Source organism: Actinosynnema pretiosum (assembly GCF_024171695.1).
GTDB classification, from domain to species: domain Bacteria; phylum Actinomycetota; class Actinomycetes; order Mycobacteriales; family Pseudonocardiaceae; genus Actinosynnema; species Actinosynnema pretiosum.
This window is the reverse complement of record NZ_JAMTCF010000011.1, coordinates 234067-252402: the sequence shown is the minus strand read 5'-3', so window position 1 is coordinate 252402 and position 18336 is coordinate 234067. Positions and strand designations below refer to the sequence as shown.

At 73.5% G+C, this 18336-nt stretch carries 16 protein-coding genes; 3 read left to right on the top strand and 13 right to left on the bottom strand.

Going from position 1 to position 18336, the window contains the following annotated elements:
• Positions 1-2 precede the first annotated feature (2 nt).
• From LV78_RS23385 to LV78_RS23325, 13 genes are all read right to left on the bottom strand, one after another.
• Positions 3-1337 (bottom strand): alpha/beta fold hydrolase, encoded by a 1335-nt coding sequence (locus LV78_RS23385; RefSeq protein ID WP_253847753.1) that lies wholly within the window; start codon positions 1335-1337, stop codon positions 3-5.
• Positions 1334-2293, bottom strand: coding sequence for an ATP-binding cassette domain-containing protein (locus LV78_RS23380; protein WP_253847752.1), 960 nt, complete (start codon positions 2291-2293; stop codon positions 1334-1336). Before LV78_RS23380 ends, LV78_RS23385 begins: the two co-directional genes overlap by 4 nt.
• Complete coding sequence (locus tag LV78_RS23375) at positions 2290-3105, bottom strand: ABC transporter ATP-binding protein (RefSeq protein ID WP_253847751.1); 816 nt, start codon at positions 3103-3105, stop codon at positions 2290-2292. The genes LV78_RS23380 and LV78_RS23375 overlap by 4 nt, the downstream gene beginning before the upstream one ends.
• Positions 3102-4100, bottom strand: a complete 999-nt coding sequence (locus LV78_RS41725) for an ABC transporter permease (RefSeq protein ID WP_253847750.1) — start codon at positions 4098-4100, stop codon at positions 3102-3104. Before LV78_RS41725 ends, LV78_RS23375 begins: the two co-directional genes overlap by 4 nt.
• Entirely contained in the window at positions 4097-5053 is a 957-nt protein-coding gene (locus LV78_RS23365; protein ID WP_253847749.1) for an ABC transporter permease, read from the bottom strand. The genes LV78_RS41725 and LV78_RS23365 overlap by 4 nt, the downstream gene beginning before the upstream one ends.
• 4 nt (positions 5054-5057) lie before the next feature.
• On the bottom strand, positions 5058-6752 hold the full coding sequence (locus LV78_RS23360; protein ID WP_253847748.1) for an ABC transporter substrate-binding protein: 1695 nt from the start codon (positions 6750-6752) through the stop codon (positions 5058-5060).
• Positions 6753-7233: 481 nt separating this feature from the next.
• Positions 7234-7905: a GntR family transcriptional regulator gene (locus LV78_RS23355; RefSeq protein ID WP_253847747.1), complete on the bottom strand. Its 672-nt coding sequence runs from the start codon at positions 7903-7905 to the stop codon at positions 7234-7236.
• A gap of 117 nt (positions 7906-8022) precedes the next feature.
• Positions 8023-9396 carry an aldehyde dehydrogenase (NADP(+)) gene (locus LV78_RS23350; protein WP_253847746.1) on the bottom strand — a complete coding sequence of 458 codons (1374 nt, stop codon included), beginning with the start codon at positions 9394-9396 and terminating at the stop codon, positions 8023-8025.
• Between the two features lie 10 nt (positions 9397-9406).
• Entirely contained in the window at positions 9407-10408 is a 1002-nt protein-coding gene (locus LV78_RS23345; RefSeq protein ID WP_253847745.1) for a proline racemase family protein, read from the bottom strand.
• 1 nt (position 10409) lies between these two features.
• Complete coding sequence (locus tag LV78_RS23340) at positions 10410-11342, bottom strand: dihydrodipicolinate synthase family protein (RefSeq protein WP_015803440.1); 933 nt, start codon at positions 11340-11342, stop codon at positions 10410-10412.
• Positions 11339-12742 carry an FAD/NAD(P)-dependent oxidoreductase gene (locus tag LV78_RS23335; protein ID WP_253847744.1) on the bottom strand — a complete coding sequence of 468 codons (1404 nt, stop codon included), beginning with the start codon at positions 12740-12742 and terminating at the stop codon, positions 11339-11341. The genes LV78_RS23340 and LV78_RS23335 overlap by 4 nt, the downstream gene beginning before the upstream one ends.
• A complete protein-coding gene (locus tag LV78_RS23330; protein ID WP_253847743.1) occupies positions 12735-12992 on the bottom strand; it encodes a (2Fe-2S)-binding protein in 258 nt (85 codons plus the stop codon). Before LV78_RS23330 ends, LV78_RS23335 begins: the two co-directional genes overlap by 8 nt.
• Positions 12989-14179, bottom strand: coding sequence for an NAD(P)/FAD-dependent oxidoreductase (locus LV78_RS23325; RefSeq protein ID WP_253847742.1), 1191 nt, complete (start codon positions 14177-14179; stop codon positions 12989-12991). Before LV78_RS23325 ends, LV78_RS23330 begins: the two co-directional genes overlap by 4 nt.
• 904 nt (positions 14180-15083) lie before the next feature.
• On the opposite strand from LV78_RS23325, the gene deoC reads away from it, so the two are divergent.
• From deoC to LV78_RS23310, 3 genes are all read left to right on the top strand, one after another.
• Positions 15084-15806, top strand: coding sequence for a deoxyribose-phosphate aldolase (deoC, locus tag LV78_RS23320; protein ID WP_253847741.1), 723 nt, complete (start codon positions 15084-15086; stop codon positions 15804-15806).
• A 166-nt stretch (positions 15807-15972) separates the two neighbouring features.
• A complete protein-coding gene (locus LV78_RS23315; RefSeq protein ID WP_253847740.1) occupies positions 15973-17001 on the top strand; it encodes a LacI family DNA-binding transcriptional regulator in 1029 nt (342 codons plus the stop codon).
• 28 nt (positions 17002-17029) lie between these two features.
• Positions 17030-18331, top strand: coding sequence for a thymidine phosphorylase (locus LV78_RS23310; RefSeq protein ID WP_253847739.1), 1302 nt, complete (start codon positions 17030-17032; stop codon positions 18329-18331).
• Positions 18332-18336: the final 5 nt, after the last annotated feature.

The window sequence follows — 18336 nt, the reverse complement described above, 5'->3', positions numbered from 1 at the left end:
CCTCATCGCTGTTCTCCACCGGAATCCCGGACGATCTCGCGGAGCCTGCGCAGCACCCGGCCGTCCGAGATGCCGTCGTGCTCGTACTCGTTGGTCACCCACGCCCGCGCGTTGCCGAGCCGGGACAGGGTGTCGCGCTGGAGCTCCTCGTCCACGAACAGGTCGTCGTGGTAGACGACCGCCGCGAGCGGGACCTCGTTGGCCGCCAAGCGGTCCGGGTCGTACAGGTCGGTCCAGACCTGCACGTTCGCCAGCTCCTCCATCGCGGCGGCGAACGGCCGCAGCGCCCGGATCTCCTGGAACATCCAGGGGAAGGCCATCTCGGCGGTGAGCAGCAGCGGCCTGCGGTCCTCGGCGAACTGCGGGCGCAGGTCGCGCTCGCGCTGCGCGGACCAGCGGAACGGGCCGTTGTCGCCGTCGCCGTAGATGCTCTCCTGGAGCACCCAGAACAGCGGGTTGCCCGCGTAGGAGGTCTTGGCCAGCGCGGTTTCCAGGAACTTGTCGGTGAACCGGCCGTCGCGGTGCAGCGCCTCGGACACCAGCCAGTGCAGGCGCTGGTGCCCGGTGTTGAAGCCGAGGTCGCCGCCCAGGGTCTGGAAGCGGCGCACGGACAGCGGCGAGCCGTCCGGCAGCTCGACGCCGCCACCGGCCAGCCGGTCGGCGATCGCGGCGACCGCGTCGACGTCCTGCGGGTAGCGGCGGTAGAAGTCGGCGGTCTTGGCCTCGGCGCGGGTGAAGGTGCGCCGGTAGACCTCGTCGGGGTCCGGCGGCGTGCCGGGGATGCCGCCGCACACGTAGCAGGCGGCGAGCGCCTGCGGGGCGTGCGAGAGGTAGGCCAGGGTGATCCAGCCGCCGAAGCTCTGGCCGAGCGTGGCCCACTTCCTCCCGCCGTAGCACCGGGTTCGCACGTGCTCCAGGTCGCGCACGATGGAGTCGGCGCGGAAGTGGAGCAGGTGCTCGGCGGCGGCGCGACCGTCCGGGAAGCCCGCGATGACGGCGCCGTCGACCGGGGTGCTGCGGCCGGTGCCGCGCTGGTCGACCAGGACCACGCGGTAGGTGCGCAGCGCCTCGGCGAGCCAGCCGTCGACCCGCTCGGGGCGCGGGTTCGAACCGCCGGGACCGCCCTGGAGGTAGGTCAGCAGCGGCAGGTCCTCGCGCCTGCGGTCCGGGTCGGCGAACTCGCGGACGAACAGCTCCACGGTCCGCTCGTCCGGGGCGTGCCAGTCCAGCGGGGCGTCGACGGTGAACTCGCGCACCCACGCGCCGGGCACGGGGTACTCGACGGCGTTCGGCTGGGCGGGGTTCGACTGGGCTGCGTTCGGCTGGGCAGGGCTCATGCGGTGACCTCGGTCGGGTTGTCCTCGTCGGCCGGGCCGTTCCCGGCGGACGGCCCATTGTCCGCGTCCGTTCGGTCGACGCCGACAGCGGCGTCACCGGCAGCGGCGTCCTCGGCGTCCCGCTTGGCCGCGTTGCGCAGCCGCGCCTGCTCCCACTCGGGCCGGATGCGCGGCACGGCGGCCAGCAGGGTGCGGGTGTACTCGTGCTGCGGGTCGTCGAACACCGCGTCCCGCTCCCCCGCCTCCACCACCCGACCGGCCGTCATGACCGCGACGGTGGTGGCGATCTGCCGCACCACCGCCAGGTCGTGCGCGATGAACAGGCAGCCGAACCCCTCCTCGCGCTGGAGGTCCCGCAGCAGGTTGATGATCTGCGCCTGCACCGAGACGTCCAGCGCCGACACGGCCTCGTCGCACACCAGCACGCGCGGTCCCACGGCGAGCGCGCGGGCGATGCCGATGCGCTGCGCCTGCCCGCCGGAGAACTGCGCGGGGAACCGGCTGACGTGGTCCGGGTCCAGCCCGACCCGCTCCAGCAGCCCCTGCGCGAACGCCTTGGTCCCACCGGGGACCGGCCGCTTCTGGTACCGCAGCGGCGCGGTCACGATCCGCTCGACGGTGTGCCGGGGGTTGAGCGAGGAGAACGGGTCCTGGAACACCACCTGGACCTGCCGCCGCACCTCCAGCAGCTCCGCCCCGGTCACCGAGGTGATGTCGCGCCCGTCCAGCCGCACGGCGCCGGAGGTGACGTCGATCAGCCGGGACGCGAGCCGCGCGGTGGTGGACTTGCCGGAGCCGGACTCGCCGACCAGCGCGAGGGTCTGGCCCGCGTGCAGGTCGAACGAGACGTCGTCCACCGCGCGGAACCTGCGCGCCGGGCGCAGCAGTCCGGCGGTGCCCGCGACCGGGAACTCCTTGACCAGGTCGCGGGCGCTGAGCAGCGGTTCGGTGCTCATTCCCCTCCTCCCGTGGTGCGCAGTGCGCCGATGCTGTCGTCGATGCGCGGGACGGCGTCGAGCAGCGCCCGCGTGTACGGGTGGCGGGGGTCGGAGAAGACCCGTTCGGTCGTGCCCGCCTCCACCACCTTGCCCTTGCGCATGACGACGAGCTCGTCGGCGACCTCGCTGACCACGGCGAGGTCGTGCGTGATGAGGATGAGCGCGGCCCCGGTGGCCTGGCGCACCTCGGTGAGCAGGTCCAGGATCTGGGCCTGCACGGTGACGTCGAGCGCCGTGGTCGGCTCGTCCGCGATGATCAGCTCGGGTTCCGCGCTGAGCGCCATGGCGATCATGACGCGCTGGCGCATCCCGCCGGAGAACTGGTGCGGGTAGTCGTCCACCCGCCGCCCGGACTCGCGGATGTGCACCCGCTCCATGGCCTCGACCGCGGCGGCGCGGGCGGCCCGCCGGGACACGCCCGGCCGGTGCGCCCGGTACGCCTCGGCGATCTGCGCGCCGACCGTGTAGTAGGGGTTGAGGGAGGACAGCGGGTCCTGGAACACCATGGCGATCCGGTCCCCGCGCACCGCCCGCATCCGCCGGTCGGACAGCTCGGCGAGGTCCTGCCCGCCGAAGGTGATCGAACCGGCGCGGCTCGCCCCCTTCGGCAGCAGACCCATGATCGCCAGGCTGGTCATGGACTTGCCCGACCCCGACTCGCCGACGATGCCGAGCGAGCCCCCGGCGGGCACCGAGAAGTCGATCGCGTCGACCACCGGCACGCCCTTGAAGGACACGGTCAGCCCGCGCACGTCCAGCAGCTCGCTCACGCGGTCGCCCCCGCCCTGACCCGAGGGTCGATCACCGAGTACAGCAGGTCGACCACCATGTTGCCGACGACCACGAAGAACGCGGCGAGCAGCGTGACGGCCATGATGACCGGCTGGTCGTTCTTGGTGATGGAGTCGGCGGCGAGCTTGCCGACGCCGTTGATCCCGAACACGGTCTCGGTGATCAGGGCGCCGCCGAGCAGGCCGGCGAAGTCCATGCCCGCGATGGTCACGATGGGCGTGAGCGCGGGCCGCAGCGCGTGCCTGCGCCACACCAGGGACGGTTGCAGGCCCTTGGCGCGGGCCGTGCGCACGTAGTTCTCGCCGAGCGTGTCGAGCACGTTCGCGCGGGTGAGCCGGGTGTACGAGGACGCGTAGCCGATCGCGAGGACCGTCCACGGCAGGATGAAGTTCAGGAACCACTGGACCGGGTCGTCCAGGAACGGGACGGCCTGCGGGAACGGCAGCCACTGCAACCAGATCACGAACACGTACTGGAGCGCGAGCGCGAGCACGTAGTTCGGGATCGACATGCCGCCCAGGGTCAGGCCGGTGATGAACTTGTCCGCGAACCTGCCCTCGCGCACCGCGCTGACCAGCCCGCCGATCACGCCCATGCTCAGCCACAGCACGGCGGCGCCGATCGCGACCACCGCAGTGACCGGGAGGCGCTGCACGATCATGTCGGTGACCAGCTGCGAGGTCTGGAACGAGTAGCCCAGGCACGGGGCGGTGCAGTCGATCAGCGACGGCCCGCTGCCGTAGTCGCGGCCGACGAACAGGCCCGCGAGGAACAGCCCGAACTGGGTGAGGAACGGCGCGTCCAGGCCGAGGTTGGCGCGGATCTGGTCGATGCGCTCGGGCGTGCAGTTCTTGCCGCAGATCTGCACGGCCGGGTCCGGCGAGAGCGCGAAGAACACCAGGTAGGTGAACAGGCAGACCAGGAACAGCACCACGACCATGCCCAGGACGCGGTTCACGACGTAGCGGGTCACCGGTGGCCTCCGGGGTCGACGGCCGCCTGCACCCGGTCGCCCAGGACCATGAAGGACAGCACCAGCAGCGCCAGGAACGTGCCGGGCACCAGGAAGTACGTGGGCACGACCGAGTACCAGCTCACCGAGCTGGAGATCATCTGCCCCCAGGACGGGGTGGGCGGCACGACTCCGACGCCCAGGAACGACAGGCCCGCCTCGGTGCCGATGTAGCCGGGCACCGCCATGGTCACCATGACCAGCACGGTGGAGCGCAGGTTCGGCAGGATCTCGGTGAACACGATGGTGGCGCGCGAGGCGCCCGACGCGCGGGCGGCCTCCACGAACTCGCGCTCCTTGAGCGAGAGCGTCTGCGCCCGCACGATCCGCGCCAGGTACGGCCAGCCGAACAGGGCGATCACCACGACCAGCAGGTACTGCCGGTTGTCGGCGGGCAGCGCGGACAGCACCGCGATCATGAAGATGAGGGCGGGGAACGCCATCAGGAACTCCATGAGCCGCGAGACGAGCATGTCCACGCGACCGCCGAAGTAGCCGGCGAGCAGGCCGAACAGGATGCCGAGCGCGGTGGTGAGGGCCGTGGCGGCGAGCGCGATGAGCATGGAGGTGCGCGCGCCGTAGACGATCCTGGCGAAGATGTCCCGACCGGTGCCGGGTTCGACGCCGAGCCAGTGCTCGGCGGAGATCCCGCCCCAGTCCCCGAGCGGGATGCCGCCGAGGTCGGGGTCGATGGCGGACTGGTCGAACGTGTACGGGTCCCAACCGCTGACCTTGACGATCAGCGGCGCGAACACCGCCATGAGCAGCACCAGGGCGATGTAGCCGAGGCAGGCCACCGTCGCGGGCTGGCGCAGGAGCGTGCGGGTCACGCTCCTGCGCGGGTCCGGGATCGTTCCGACGGTGTCCTGCTCGGCCGCCACCGGCGCCTGGAGGGCGGGGGGCGTGATGGTCATCGGGTCAGGCCTTCCCCGCGTCCTTCAGGCCGAGGATGGCGTAGTCGACGTCGCCACCGGGGGCGTGGAAGCCGGTGACGTTGGAGCCCGGCAGGTAGATCCGGTTCTCCACGTTCAGCGGGACGATCGGGGCCAGCTCCATGACCTGCTTGTCCAGCTCGCCCCAGGCCTTGGTGGCCTTGTCCAGGTCGGCCTCGGCGATGTTCGCGTCGATCGCGGCGTTGATCGCCGGGTCGTTGATCTGCGAGAGGTTCTGGTTGCCCTTGTCGGTGATCTTGCGGCCGTCGAACAGCGGCGGAAGGAACGTGGAGGCGCTGGACGCCCAGTCCGGGCACCAGCCGGTGATGGCCGCGTCGTTCTGGACGCCGGGGGTGGCGATGGTCTCGTAGTAGGTCGCCACGTCGATGACGTTCAGCTTGACCTCGATGCCGATCTTCTGCAGCGACTGCTGGATCGACTCGGCCTGGCGCTGGGCGACCGGGTTGGAGCGCACGTCCAGGACCAGCGGGAAGCCGTTCGCGTGGCCCGCCTCGGCGAGCAGCTGCTTGGCCTTGTCGACGTCACCCGCGTTGTCCTTGCTCGGGTACAGGTCGAACTGGGTGTGGCCGGTGACCGAGGTCGGCAGGATCGTGGTGGAGATGGTGGCGAACTGGTTGCCGCCGGTGGCGTTGAGCACCGCGCTCTTGTCCACCGCGTAGTTGATCGCCTGGCGCACCTTGACGTCGGCCAGCGGGCCCTTGGTGGTGTTCAGCCCCATGTAGGTGGTGCAGGTGGAGGGCTCCTTGACGGTGCGCTCCTTGAGCTGCGGGGTCTGGATGCGGGCGATCGTGGCGGTCTGCACGGTCGCGGCGACCGCGTTCACGTCGCTGCCCTGACCGGCGATGAGCCGCTCGTCGATGGTGGCGCGGTCGACGCCGATGACGAAGTTCCAGGCGTCCGGGTAGGCCTTGCGGGCGGTGTCGGTGGCGGCGTCCCAGTTGGGGTTGCGCACCAGCTCGATCTTGCTGCCGGGGGTGAAGGTCTTGACGTCGTACGGGCCGGAGGCGATGACGTCCTTGATGAACGAGTCGCCGCCGCCGGTGCCGACCGGGAACGGGGTGCCGGAGGGCATCGACAGGACCGCGTCGAACTCGGGGAACGGCGCCTTGAGGCGGAACACGATGGTCCGCTCGTCGGGCGTCTCGATCGTGGGCAGGTCGCCGGAGCGGTACGGGCCCTGGTAGTCGGCGGGCGCGTCCACCAGCTGCTTGAGGTAGGGGGCGCCGATGCCGATCTCCGGGTCCCAGCTGCGGGTGATGCCGAACTTGACGTCCTGCGCGGTGATCGGCGCGCCGGTGTCGAACTTGATCCCGTCCTTGAGCTTGTACGTCCAGGTCAGGCCGTCCGCGGACGGCGTGCCCAGCGACTCGGCCAGGTCCGGGACCATCTCGTTCGGGTTCGCGGCGTCGGCGGGCGCCTTGGTGATGAGCTGGCGGTAGATCAGCCGGTAGAACGAGTTGACGCCGCCGTCCCAGCCCCGCGACGGGTCCAGGTAGGAGAAGTCGGTGGCCTGGAGGACCTGGACGGTGCCGCCCTTGACGGGGGCGCCGTCGGTGCCGCCGGTATTGGCCGCCTGGTTCGACGTCCCGGAGCACGCGGACAGGACGATGGCTCCTGCCGTGAACCCGGCGATCGCCAGGGTGCTGGTGGTTCTCCTCACGGGGTCCTACCTTCCGTCGGGTGCAGCCCTTGAGCCGTCCCCACGAGGGGGTGGACGGCCTTGCGGACTGGCGACTGAGTGCGGCGTTGCGGTCAGGCGCACCGGGGAAGCGGTGGCGCGCGGCGGGCCGTTGAGCGTCAGCGACGGCTGGCCACGCAGAGCGGGTGAATGAATGACCGCGATCACTTGGAGGGGACAGTAGTATGTCACACCTCGCATCTGAAGAGCTTGACCCGATATTTTTCCTGGCTGAAATGAACGGGCCCGGACAACGTGACCAGCCCGCCCGGCTGCGCCGGACGGGCTGGTCACGACCGCTCCCGGCGCGCCTCGGTGCGCGCCTGAGCGGGAACTGACCGCGTCGGATCGATTCAGAGGGGGCGCCGACCGGCGCTCGTCCGCACCGGTCAGCGCGGTTGCACTGGCCCAGGTCGGACCGCGTCAGCCGGCGCCAGGCGGTGTCAGCCGGTGTCAGACGGCGCTAGTCCTCGGAGTTGCCGCTCCACCACCCGAGCACGTGCCCGATGTGGTCCGTGAGCAGCGCTTCCGCGCCCCGGCCGTCGTGCGCCTCCAGCAGGTCCACCAGCAGGTGGTGCTCGGCGGCGGACCTGGCCAGCTCGGCGGTGCCGATCATGTTGGCCAGCCCCACCATCCGGGTCTGCTGCCGCAGGTCCTGGACGATCGCGATGAGCCTGCGGTTGCCGTGCAGCTCCAGGAGCCGCAGGTGGAAGTCCAGGTCGGCGGCCAGGTAGGCCGCCAGGTCCGCCACCTCGGCGGCGTCCACTATGGCCTGGGCCTTCACCCGCAGCTCCGCCGCGATCGCGGGCTGCATCGTCCTGGCGATCCCGCGCATCGGCGGGGCCTCCAGCTGCTGGCGCAGCCGGACGATCTCCCACAGGTCCTGCTCGCTGACCTGGGTGATCCGGAAGCCCTTGTTGCGCACCACGTCGACGAACCCGCGCTTCTGCAGGTTCAGCATGGCCTCCCGCACCGGGGTGGCGGACACCCCGAAGCGGGCGGCCAGGGTCGGCGCGGTGACCAGGGTGCCGGGCGCCAGCTCTCCCGAGACGATGGCGGCGGCGACCGCGTCCTCGACGGTGCCGCGCAGGCTCGCGCCCACGGCCACCGGGTTGATGGTGGATGGACTACTCACCCGTGCCTCCCGTGTTGTGAGGCGTGCGGTCGCCCCGCACTAAAATGTCACACAGCGCTGGACTTTACCGACACCCCGCACCGAGTGTCCCACCGGTCGGGACGCGCCGGGAGGGGTTCACAGCTCTCCCGGCAGCGCGGACTCCGGAGTGCCCTGGTAGGTCACCGGCCGCTGGAACCGCGAGATCGCGTGCAGCCCCACCGACGTGGTGGTCGGCGCGGTGCTCGCCGGGTACGGGCCGCCGTGGTGCTGCGCCCCGGACACGGTGACCCCGGTGGGCCAGTCGTTGTAGACCACCCGGCCGACGACGTCGGAGAGCAGCTCGACCACCTCGGCGGCGAGCGGGTCGTCGCCGGTGGCGGCCTGCACGGTGCCGGTGAGCTGGCCGGGCAGCGCGCGCAGCACCGCCGTCAGCTCCTCGGTCGACGCGTACTCGACCAGCAGCCCCGCCGGGCCGAACATCTCGGTCTCCAGCAGCTCCGGGTCGGCCGCCGCCACGTCCGCCCGCACCCGCAGCACGCTCGCCCGCACGCCCTCGTCGTTGGCCGGTCCCTCGGCCGCGACCGCGACCTCGGGGCGCCCGGAGACGGCGGTGACCGCGTCGGCGTAGCCCTGCTCCAGCCCGGAGGTGAGCATCCGGCCCGGTGCGGGCAGCTCGACCGACTTGAGGAACCCGTCGGCGTCCGGCACCAGCACCACGCCGGGGTTCGTGCAGAACTGCCCGGAACCCAGGGTGAGCGAGCCGACCCAGCCGGTGGCGATGTCGCCGCCGCGCTCGGCCCACGCGGCGGGCGTGACCACGACCGGGTTGACGCTGCCCAGCTCCCCGTAGAACGGGATGGGCTCCGGCCGGGAGGCGGCGATGTCGAACAGCGCCCGACCGCCCTTGGTGGACCCGGTGAAGCCGACCGCCTTGATCCGCGCGTCGCGCAGCGCGGTCACCCCGGCCTCGACGCCCTCGACCAGCCCCAGCGCGCCCTCGGGCAGCGCGGCGGCCACGACGGCGGCGGTGCGCCGGGACAGCTCGGGGTGGCCGGGGTGGGCCTTGACCACCACGGGGCACCCGGCGGCCAGCGCGGAGGCGGTGTCGCCGCCGAACACGCTGAACGCGAACGGGAAGTTGCTGGCCGCGAACACCAGCACCGGCCCGATCGGCACCAGCGCGCGCCGCAGCGCGGGCTTGGGCCCCATGCCCCAGTCGGGGTCGGCGGGCTCGACGTGCACCGGCGCCAGCTCGCCCGACCGCAGCCCCTGCGCGAACAGCCGCGCCTGGAAGGTGGTGCGCTTGAGCTCCCCGGTGAGCCGGGGCAGTGGCAGGTGCGTCTCGGCGTTGGCGAGCGGGATCAGCTCGTCGGCCGCGCCGTCGAGCGCGTCGGCGGCGGCCTCCAGCCACCCGGCGCGCTGCTCCAGCGAGGCCCGGCGCAGCGGGGTCCTGGCCGCCGAGGCGGCGGCGAGCACGCTCTCGACGTCGTGCGAAGCGTTGTCCGGCAAGTGCTTCCCCTCAGAACTCGAAACCGGCGGGGTACGGGTCGGTCGGGTCGAGCAGGTACTGCCCGATCCCGGTGACCCAGGCGCGCCCGGTGATGGTCGGCACCACGGCGGGCTTGTCGCCCACGGTCGTCTTCCCCACCAGGCGGCCGGTGAACCTGCTCCCGATGAACGACTCGTTCACGAAGTCCTGCTCCAGCGGCAGCTCGCCGCGCGCGTGCAGCTCGGCCATCCTGGCGGACGTGCCGGTCCCGCACGGGGACCGGTCGAACCAGCCGGGGTGGATGGCCATGGCGTGCCGGGACAGGGTCGCGTCCGAGCCGGGGGCGATGAACTCCACGTGGTGGCAGTGGTCGACCCCCTCGATCTCCGGGTGGTGCGGCGGCGCGGTGGTGTTGATGGCGTCCATGATGGCGAGCCCTGCGGCCAGGATCTCGCCTTTTTGCGCCCGGTCGAACGGCAGCCCGACCTGGTCGAGGTCGACCATGGCGTAGAAGTTGCCGCCGAACGCCAGGCTGTACCGGATCGGCCCCAGCCCCGGCACGTCCACGACCTCGTCCAGCCGGTCGCAGTAGGACGGGACGTTGCGCAGGGTCACGCTGTCGGCGTGCCCGTCGCGGACGGCCACCTCGGCCACCACGAGCCCGGCCGGGGTGTCCAGCCGGATCGTGGTCACCGGCTCGACCACCTCGACCATGCCCGTCTCGACCAGGACCGTGGCGACCCCGATGGTGCCGTGGCCGCACATGGGCAGGCAGCCGGACACCTCGATGTAGAGCACGCCGAAGTCCGCGTCCGGCCGGGTGGGCGGCTGCAGGATCGCGCCGCTCATCGCCGAGTGCCCGCGCGGCTCGTTCACCAGGAGCTTGCGCACGTGGTCCAGGTGCTCGATGAAGTGCAGCCTGCGCTCGTTCATGGTGGCGCCGGGGATGACCCCGACGCCGCCGGTCACCACGCGGGTCGGCATCCCCTCGGTGTGCGAGTCGACCGCGGTGTACATCCGCGACGCGCGCACGTCAGGCCACCTCGGCCGCGCGCAGCGCCTCGATCCCGGCGACGGCGCGGCGCATGTCGGCGCGCACGCGGGCGACCTGGTCGGCGGTCAGCGGGCCGCGCGGCGGGCGGCACGGGCCGCCGTACCGGCCGACCTCCTCCATGCCCAGCTTGATGGCCTGCACGAACTCGGTGCGCGAGTCCCAGCGGAACACGGCGACGAGGTGCTTGTACAGCTCCCTGGCCTCGGTGAGGCGACCGGCGAGCATGTGCTCGTAGATCGCGACGGACTCGGCCGGGAACGCGTTGGGGAAGCCCGCGAACCAGCCGACGGCGCCGTCGGCCATCAGCTCGAACAGCACGTCGTCGGCGCCCGCGACCACGTCGATGTCGCACAGCTCGGCGATCTCGAAGAGCCTGCGGACGTCGCCGCTGAACTCCTTGATGGCGCTCACGTTCGGCAGCTTGGCGATCTCGGCGACCAGCTCGGGCACCAGGTCGACCTTGGTGTCGATCGGGTTGTTGTAGACCATGATCGGCAGGCCGACCTCGTCGATCTTGGTGTAGTGCTCGACGACCTGCTCGGCGGTGGCCCGGTACATGGTGGGCGGCAGGGCGAGCACGCCGTGCGCGCCGTCCTCGGCGGCCAGCTCGGCCCAGTGCTTGGCCTGGTGCCAGCCGGGGCCGTGCACGCCCGCGACGACCACGCCCCGGTCGCCGACGGTGTCGACGGCGACCTGGACGACCTTGCGGCGCTCGGCGTCGGTCAGGGCCGAGTACTCGCCGAGGGAGCCGTTGGGGCCGACGCCGTGGCAGCCGTTGGACATCAGCCAGTCGCAGTGCTCGGCGAAGCGGTCGTAGTCGACCTCCAGACCGGCGGGCGCGGAGGGGTTCTCCTTGAACGGCAGGGCGGTGGCGACGATGACCCCGCGCAGGGAAGCCGGTGCGGAACTCATGGGACGTCCTCTCGGTTGCAGGTGCGGCCGTGCTCGGCGAGCTCGCCGAGGCGAAGCGGTGCGGCGATGGGGCGGTTGGCGGTGCGGCCGGGGTCCAGGACCCCGGTGAGCAGTTCCTCGACGGCCCGGCCGCAGGTGCGGCCCTGGCACAGGCCGAGGCCCGCTCGGGTGGTGAGCTTGAGGGAGCGCAGGCCCTTGGAGCAGGTCAGCTCGGCGGCGCCGCGCAGCGCTCCGGCGGTGACGTCCTCGCAGCGGCAGACGACGGTGTCGTCGTCCACCCAGGAGCGCCAGCCGGGGCGGACGCCGTGCGCGGCGGTGAGGCGGGTGGCGAACTCGCGGAAGACCGCGCGGCGCTTGACCGCCCCGGGGTCGGGCTCGGCCCCGGCGGCGACGGCCCCGGCGATCCGGCCCTCGGCGAGGGCGAGGTCGACGCCGCCGATGCCGGTCAGCTCCCCCGCCGTGAGCACGCCGGGGACGGTGGTGCGCTGCCGGTCGTCAACCTGGACCGAACCGTCCTCGGTGAGCGCGCAGCCGGTCGAGATGGCGAGTTCGGTGCGGGGGACGAAGGCGTGGCTGACGCAGACCGCGTCGACCTCGATCCGGCGCTCGGTGCCGGGGATCGGCGACCAGTCCGGGTTCAGGCGGGCGACCGTGACGGCCTCGACGCGGTCGGTCCCGTGCGCGGCGACGACGGCCGAGCCGGTGCGGTACGGGACCCGGTTGGCGGCGAGCACGCGCAGGTAGCCGACCAGCTCGGCGGCCTTGTGGCTCGCCTTCGCCAGCCGCCACGGCTTGGCGGACCAGCCCTTGGCCAGCCGCTTCGCGTCCGCCGCCTCGACCACGCCGACGACCTGGGCGCCGACGCGGACCAGGCTGGCCACGGCGGTGAGCAGGAAGGGGCCTGCGCCCGCGACCAGCACCCGGCGGCCGACCGCGACCCGCTCGCCCTTGGCGAGGGCCTGCGCGGCGCCCGCCGTGAAGACGCCGGGCAGGTCCCAGCCGGGGAACGGGAGGGTGCGCTCCTGCGCGCCGGTGGCCAGGACGAGGGCGTCCGGGTCGAAGGTGCGCGGGGTGCGGTCGCCGCCGTCGGGCGCGCCGACGAGGGCGTGCACGAGCGGGGGGCGGCCGTCGCGGCGGTCCACGGACCAGACGTGCGCGTTGGTGACGACCTCGCAGCCGGGGTCGGCCACGAGCGCGGCGCGCAGGTGAAGGAAGCGCTGCCAGCCGTGGTGCCACTTGCGCTCGTCGGGGTCGCTGCGCTGGGCGGGCAGGTGCCGCCAGTACTGGCCGCCGAGGTCGTCGCCGGATTCGAGCAGGGTCACGGTGGCGCCGCTCTGGCGGGCGGCGTGCGCGGCGGCCATCCCGGCGGGGCCGCCGCCGACCACGAGGACGTCAGGCACGGTCGTCCTCCTGGGTCAGGACGCGGTCGCCGTCGGCGGCGCGGCGCTGGCAGGCGCGCACGTCGCGCAGGTCGTTGACGGTGACGACGCAGTCGAAGCAGGTGCCGATGCCGCAGAACACGCCGCGCGGGCGGCCCGCGCGGGTGCGGCGCCAGGAGGTGCGGCCGGTGGCGAGCAGGGCGGCGGCGATGCTCTGCCCCGCCACCGCCTCGACGGGCTGGCCGTCGACCTCGATGCGGATCTTGCTCATCGGGCGGTCCCTTCGAGGTGGGGCAGCAGGGTCGGGCGGTCGAGGCGGAACTCGTCGGCCAGCTCGTCCCGCTCCTCGTGCAGCAGGTGGTCGCGCAGGATCTCGGCGGTGGCCAGGCTGAGGCCGATGCCCGCGCCCTCGTGGCCGGTGGCGTGCCACAGGCCGGGGAGGCGGTGGTCGGGGCCGATGACCGGCAGGTGGTCGGGGACGAACGGGCGGAAGCCGCCGTAGGCGCGCATGACCTGGGCGTCGGCCAGGAACGGGAACAGCAGCAGGGCCTTGGCGGCGAGCGCGGAGAGCACGCGGGCCTCGATGCGCTCGTCGAAGCCCCGGCGCTCGCGGGAGGAGCCGATGAGGACGGTTCCGGCGGCGGTGGACTCGACCACGCTGGACACCTGGAGGTCGGCGGCCCCGGAGCCGACCGCGCCCACGTAGTCGGCGTCGTAGACCTTGTGCCACACGCGTTGCGGCATCCGGGAGGTGACCAGGACGGTGCCCCGGCGGGGCGCGACCGGCAGGTGCACCCCGAGCCGCTCGGCGACCGCGCCGGACCAGGGCCCGGCGGCGAGCACGACGGCGTCGGCGGTGATCGTGCCGGTCGCGGTGGCGACCCCGACGAGCCTGCCCCTGTCCAGCACGGGCCCGGTGACCTCGACGCCCTGGCGGACCTGGGCGCCGTGGCGGCGGGCGGCGGCGAGCAGCGCCTCGGTGGCGGTGACGGGCTGCACCTGCATGTCGTCGGGGTAGTGGACGGCGGCGGCGCGGTCCGGGGTGAGGTCGGGTTCGAGCTCGCGGACCCGGTCGTCGTCGACGACCTCGGCGGTGACGCCGACCGCGCGCTGGGCGGCGGCGAACTCGTGCAGCGCGGTGGCGCCCTCGGCGGTGGTGGCGACGACGAGGCCGCCCTTGCGCTCCAGTTCGAGGTCGGGGAAGCCCGAGGGCAGCTCGTCGCGCAGCTCGTCCTCGACGCGCAGCCAGGACGCGAGGGAGCGCTGGGCGAGCCGCAGCTCGGGACCGGGCTCCTTGTCGGAGACCAGCAGGTTCCCCTCGCCGGAGGCGGAGGTCCCGCCCGCGCTGGGCCCGCGGTCGACGACGGTCACCGCGCAGCCCTCGCGGGCCAGGGCGCGGGCGATCGCCGACCCGACGATGCCCGCGCCCACCACGACTACTCGAAGAGGAGTGGACACGCCGGTACCATGTCACATGGCCCTTGGTTTGGGAAGAGTTCGAGTTTCCCAGGCCCGATCGGACCGGTTAGCGCGGCTGTAACATTTTACCGACCCGGTTTCATGCCGCAGGTCACGCGCGGTCCGCGCCGCCCGCAGAGCCGGGCGCCCTCCGGCGCTCCCGAGCCCGGCCGGGATTCCAAGTCGCAGCAACTCATACCGCCTGCCACCCCCGCGCGCCACCACCCGCGCCGGGCCTCCGAAGCGGGGCACTCGATCGAGCGGACGGGACAGGGGGGCGATACGGGCGGGCGGTGTGGGCGGGCGGGCGGTGCGGACGGGACAGGGCGGGCGAAGGCGGGGCGGCGGGGGCGCTGCGGGCGGTGCAGGCGGGCGGTGCGGACGGGGCGGGGCGGGGCGGGGCGGGGCTGGCGAAGGCGGGGCGGCGGGGGCGCTGCGGGCGGGGCGGGCGGTGCGGACGGGCGGTGTGGGCGGGCGGTGCGGACGGGCGGCGCGGACGGGGCGGGGCGAGCGAAGGCGGCGGGGGCGGGGGCGCTGCGGGCGGGGCGGACGGGGCTGGCGGGGCTGGCACAGCGCGATGCGGGCCGGGTTTCGATTCCACGCGCGCCGCGCGCCCAGTCAGCCCGACGTCCCGACGGCCCAGCGCCCCCGCCGCCCCAGCGCCCCGACACCCCAGCGCCCTGCTGCCTCGACATCCCAGCACCCCGGCGTTCCGCGCCTCCCGCCCCCAGGCCCACCCCGCCTTGGACGGGTCGACCTGGTCCGGGTTGCCCCACTCCGCCCCGGTCCGCCTCATCCCATCCCGGTCCACCCCGGTCCAGCCCGCCCCACCCCGGCCCCAAAGCCTCACGAACGGGTCCCGCCGCCCCCAGGTCTTTCGTATGACCTACCCCAGGTTTATCGTATGACCCACGGCAGTCACCCGACTGCCCGCTCCCGCTCGACGGCGAAGGGGACCACCGTGCCGGACCTGGCCAGCGTCATCGACCACACCCTCCTCAAGCCCGAGGCCACCCGCGCCGACGTGGCCCGGTTCGTCCAGGAGGGCGTCGAGCTGGGCGCCTACTCCGTGTGCGTCTCGCCCAACATGCTCCCCCTCGACCTGCCCGAGGGCGCGTCGATCAAGGTCGCCGCCGTCTGCGGCTTCCCGTCCGGCAAGCACGCCTCCGAGATCAAGGCCCTCGAAGCCTCCCGCGCGGTCGCGCAGGGCGCCGACGAGATCGACATGGTGATCGACGTCGGCGCCGCGGTCGAGGGCCGCTTCGCCGACGTGGAGGCCGACGTGCGCGCCGTCCGCGCGGCCGTGCCCGGCGCGGTCCTGAAGGTGATCATCGAGTCCGCCGCGCTCACCGACGAGCAGATCGTCGCCGTCTGCGAGGCCTCGGTGCGCGCGGAGGCCGACTTCGTCAAGACCTCCACCGGCTTCCACCCGACCGGCGGCGCCACCGCGCACGCCGTCGCCCTCATGGCCAGGACCGTGGGCCCGAACGTGGGCGTCAAGGCCTCCGGCGGCATCCGCACCGCCGAGGCCGCGCGCGAGATGATCGCGGCGGGCGCCACCCGCCTCGGCGTCTCGGGCACCCGCGCGCTCGTCGAGGGCTCGGGCTCCAGCCAGTCCGGTTACTGACCGGACTCCCCCGGCGCGGCGGTGCGGACCCCCGACCACACCGCCGCGCCCTCCGCGCTGCGCGGCGGCGCGGGACCGCGGACCGGTACCCCGTGGTCCCGCGCCGCCGCGCAGCCGGCCCCCCTCCGCCCGGCAGGCGCGCCCCCACCCGCCCGAAAGGCCCCCCATGGCTGACGCGAAGCGCCCCTGGCGCGCGGTCACCGGCAGCGACGTGGCGCGCCTCGCGGACGTCTCGCAGTCGGTGGTGTCGCTGGTGTTCTCCGGCAAGGCGGGCACGCGGGTCTCCGAGCGCACCGCCGAGCGCGTCCGGGAGGCCGCCGCCCGGCTCGGCTACGTGCCCAACACCGCCGCCGCCCGCCTGAAGACCGGCCGCGTGCCGATCATCGGCCTGGCCGTGCGCGACGTCAGCCAGCCGTTCTTCGCCTCCCTGTTCCAGCACGCCGAGCGCAGGGCGCGCGAGCACGACCACTCGGTCATCCTGATCACCCGCGACGACGACGAGCCCTCCTGGACCGACCGCATCGCCGACCTGATCCGCGCGGGCCACCTCGGCGGCGCGATCGCTTACGGCCCAACGGCTTCCGAGGCCGTCGCGCTCGCCGCCACCGGTCTGCCGGTCGTGGCCTGCGAGCTGTACGGCGACGCGCTGCCCACCGTCGGCTTCGACTTCGCCCCCGGCATGGCCGAGGCCGCCCGCCTGCTGCGCGACGCCGGGCACACCCAGGTCGCCTGCCTGAACACCCGCAACGCGCACCCCACCTACCTCGACCGCCGCACCGCGTTCGCGGACGCGTTCGCCGCGCTGGGCGGGGAGATCACCGCCTGGGCCGAGACGTCCGCGACCGACTTCGACGCGGCCTGCTCCGCCGCCACCGGCCTGCTGGACGGCCCGCGCCGGTTCACCGCCGTGCTGTGCGACGACGACCTGCTCGCCCCCGCCGTGTTCCGCGCCGCGCGCGCGAAGGGCTGGCGGGTGCCGGAGGACCTCTCGGTCGTCGGGGTCGGCGACCTGGACCTCGCCCGGATGCTGGGCCCCGCGCTCACCACCGTGCGACTGCCCGCCGCGGACCTCGCGGCGGTCGCCGTGGCCACCGCGCTCGGCGTGATCGACAACCAGCGGCCCGCCGGAACGCGGCTGGCCACGGCGCTGGTCACCCGTGACACGGTGGCCGCCGCCGCTACGGGCGGGCACTGACCCCGGTCCCGCCGAGAGGAGCACCACCTTGCCGAAGGTCGAACCCTTCGACGCCGTCGACGTGCTGCGCGCCAAGCGCAACGGGCAGCGGCTGTCCACCGAGCAGATCGGCTGGATCGTCGACGCCTACGCGCGCGGTCGGGTCGCGGACGAGCAGATGTCCGCGCTGCTGATGGCGATCTGGCTCAACGGCATGAGCCGCGCGGAGACCCGCGACCTGACGCTGGCCATCGTCGCCTCGGGCGAGCGGATGTCCTTCGCGGGCTTGGGGAAGCCGACCACCGACAAGCACTCCACCGGCGGGGTCGGCGACAAGATCACGCTGCCGCTGACGCCGCTGGTCGCGTCGTTCGGCGTCGCGGTGCCGCAGCTGTCCGGGCGAGGGCTCGGCCACACCGGTGGCACGCTGGACAAGCTGGAGTCGATCCCCGGTTGGCGCGCCGATCTGTCCACTGAGGACATCCTGGCGCAGCTGCGCGACGTCGGGGGCGTGGTGGCGGCGGCCGGGTCCGGGCTGGCGCCCGCCGACAAGAAGCTGTACGCGCTGCGGGACACCACGGCGACCGTCGACGCGATCCCGCTGATGGCGTCCTCGATCATGTCGAAGAAGATCGCCGAGGGCACCGGCGCGCTGGTGCTGGACGTGAAGTTCGGCTCGGGCGCGTTCCTGACCGAGCTCGCGGACGCCCGCGAGCTGGCCAGGACGATGGTGGAGCTGGGCGAGGACGCGGGTGTGGCGACGAGCGCGCTGCTGACCAACATGAACGTGCCGCTGGGGCGGGCGATCGGCAACGCGAACGAGGTCGCCGAGTCCGTCGAGGTGCTCCAGGGCGGTGGTCCGGCGGACGTGCGGGAGCTGACCCTGGCACTGGCGCGGGAGATGCTGGCGCTGGCGGGCAGGCCGGACGAGGACGTCGAGGCCGCGCTGGACGACGGCCGCGCGCTCGACTCGTGGCGGCGGATGGTGCGCGCGCAGGGCGGTGACCCGGACGCGCCGCTGCCGACCGCGCGCGAGCACGAGGTGGTGCTGGCCGACCGGGACGGCGTCCTGGTCGAGCAGCACGCGCTCCCGTTCGGGATCGCGGCGTGGCGGCTGGGCGCGGGTCGGGCGCGCAAGGAGGACCCGGTGCGGCACGCGGCGGGCGTCGAGCTGCACGTGAAGCCCGGCGAGGCGGTGAAGGCCGGTCAGCCGCTGTTCACGCTCAGCGCGGACGAGGCGGCGCGCATCCCGCGCGCGCTGGAGTCCCTGGAGGGCGCGTGGCGGATCGGCGACCCCGGTGACGAGGTGCGGGACGGCGGCCCGCTGATCGCCGAGCGCGTCGGCCGCTGACGCTC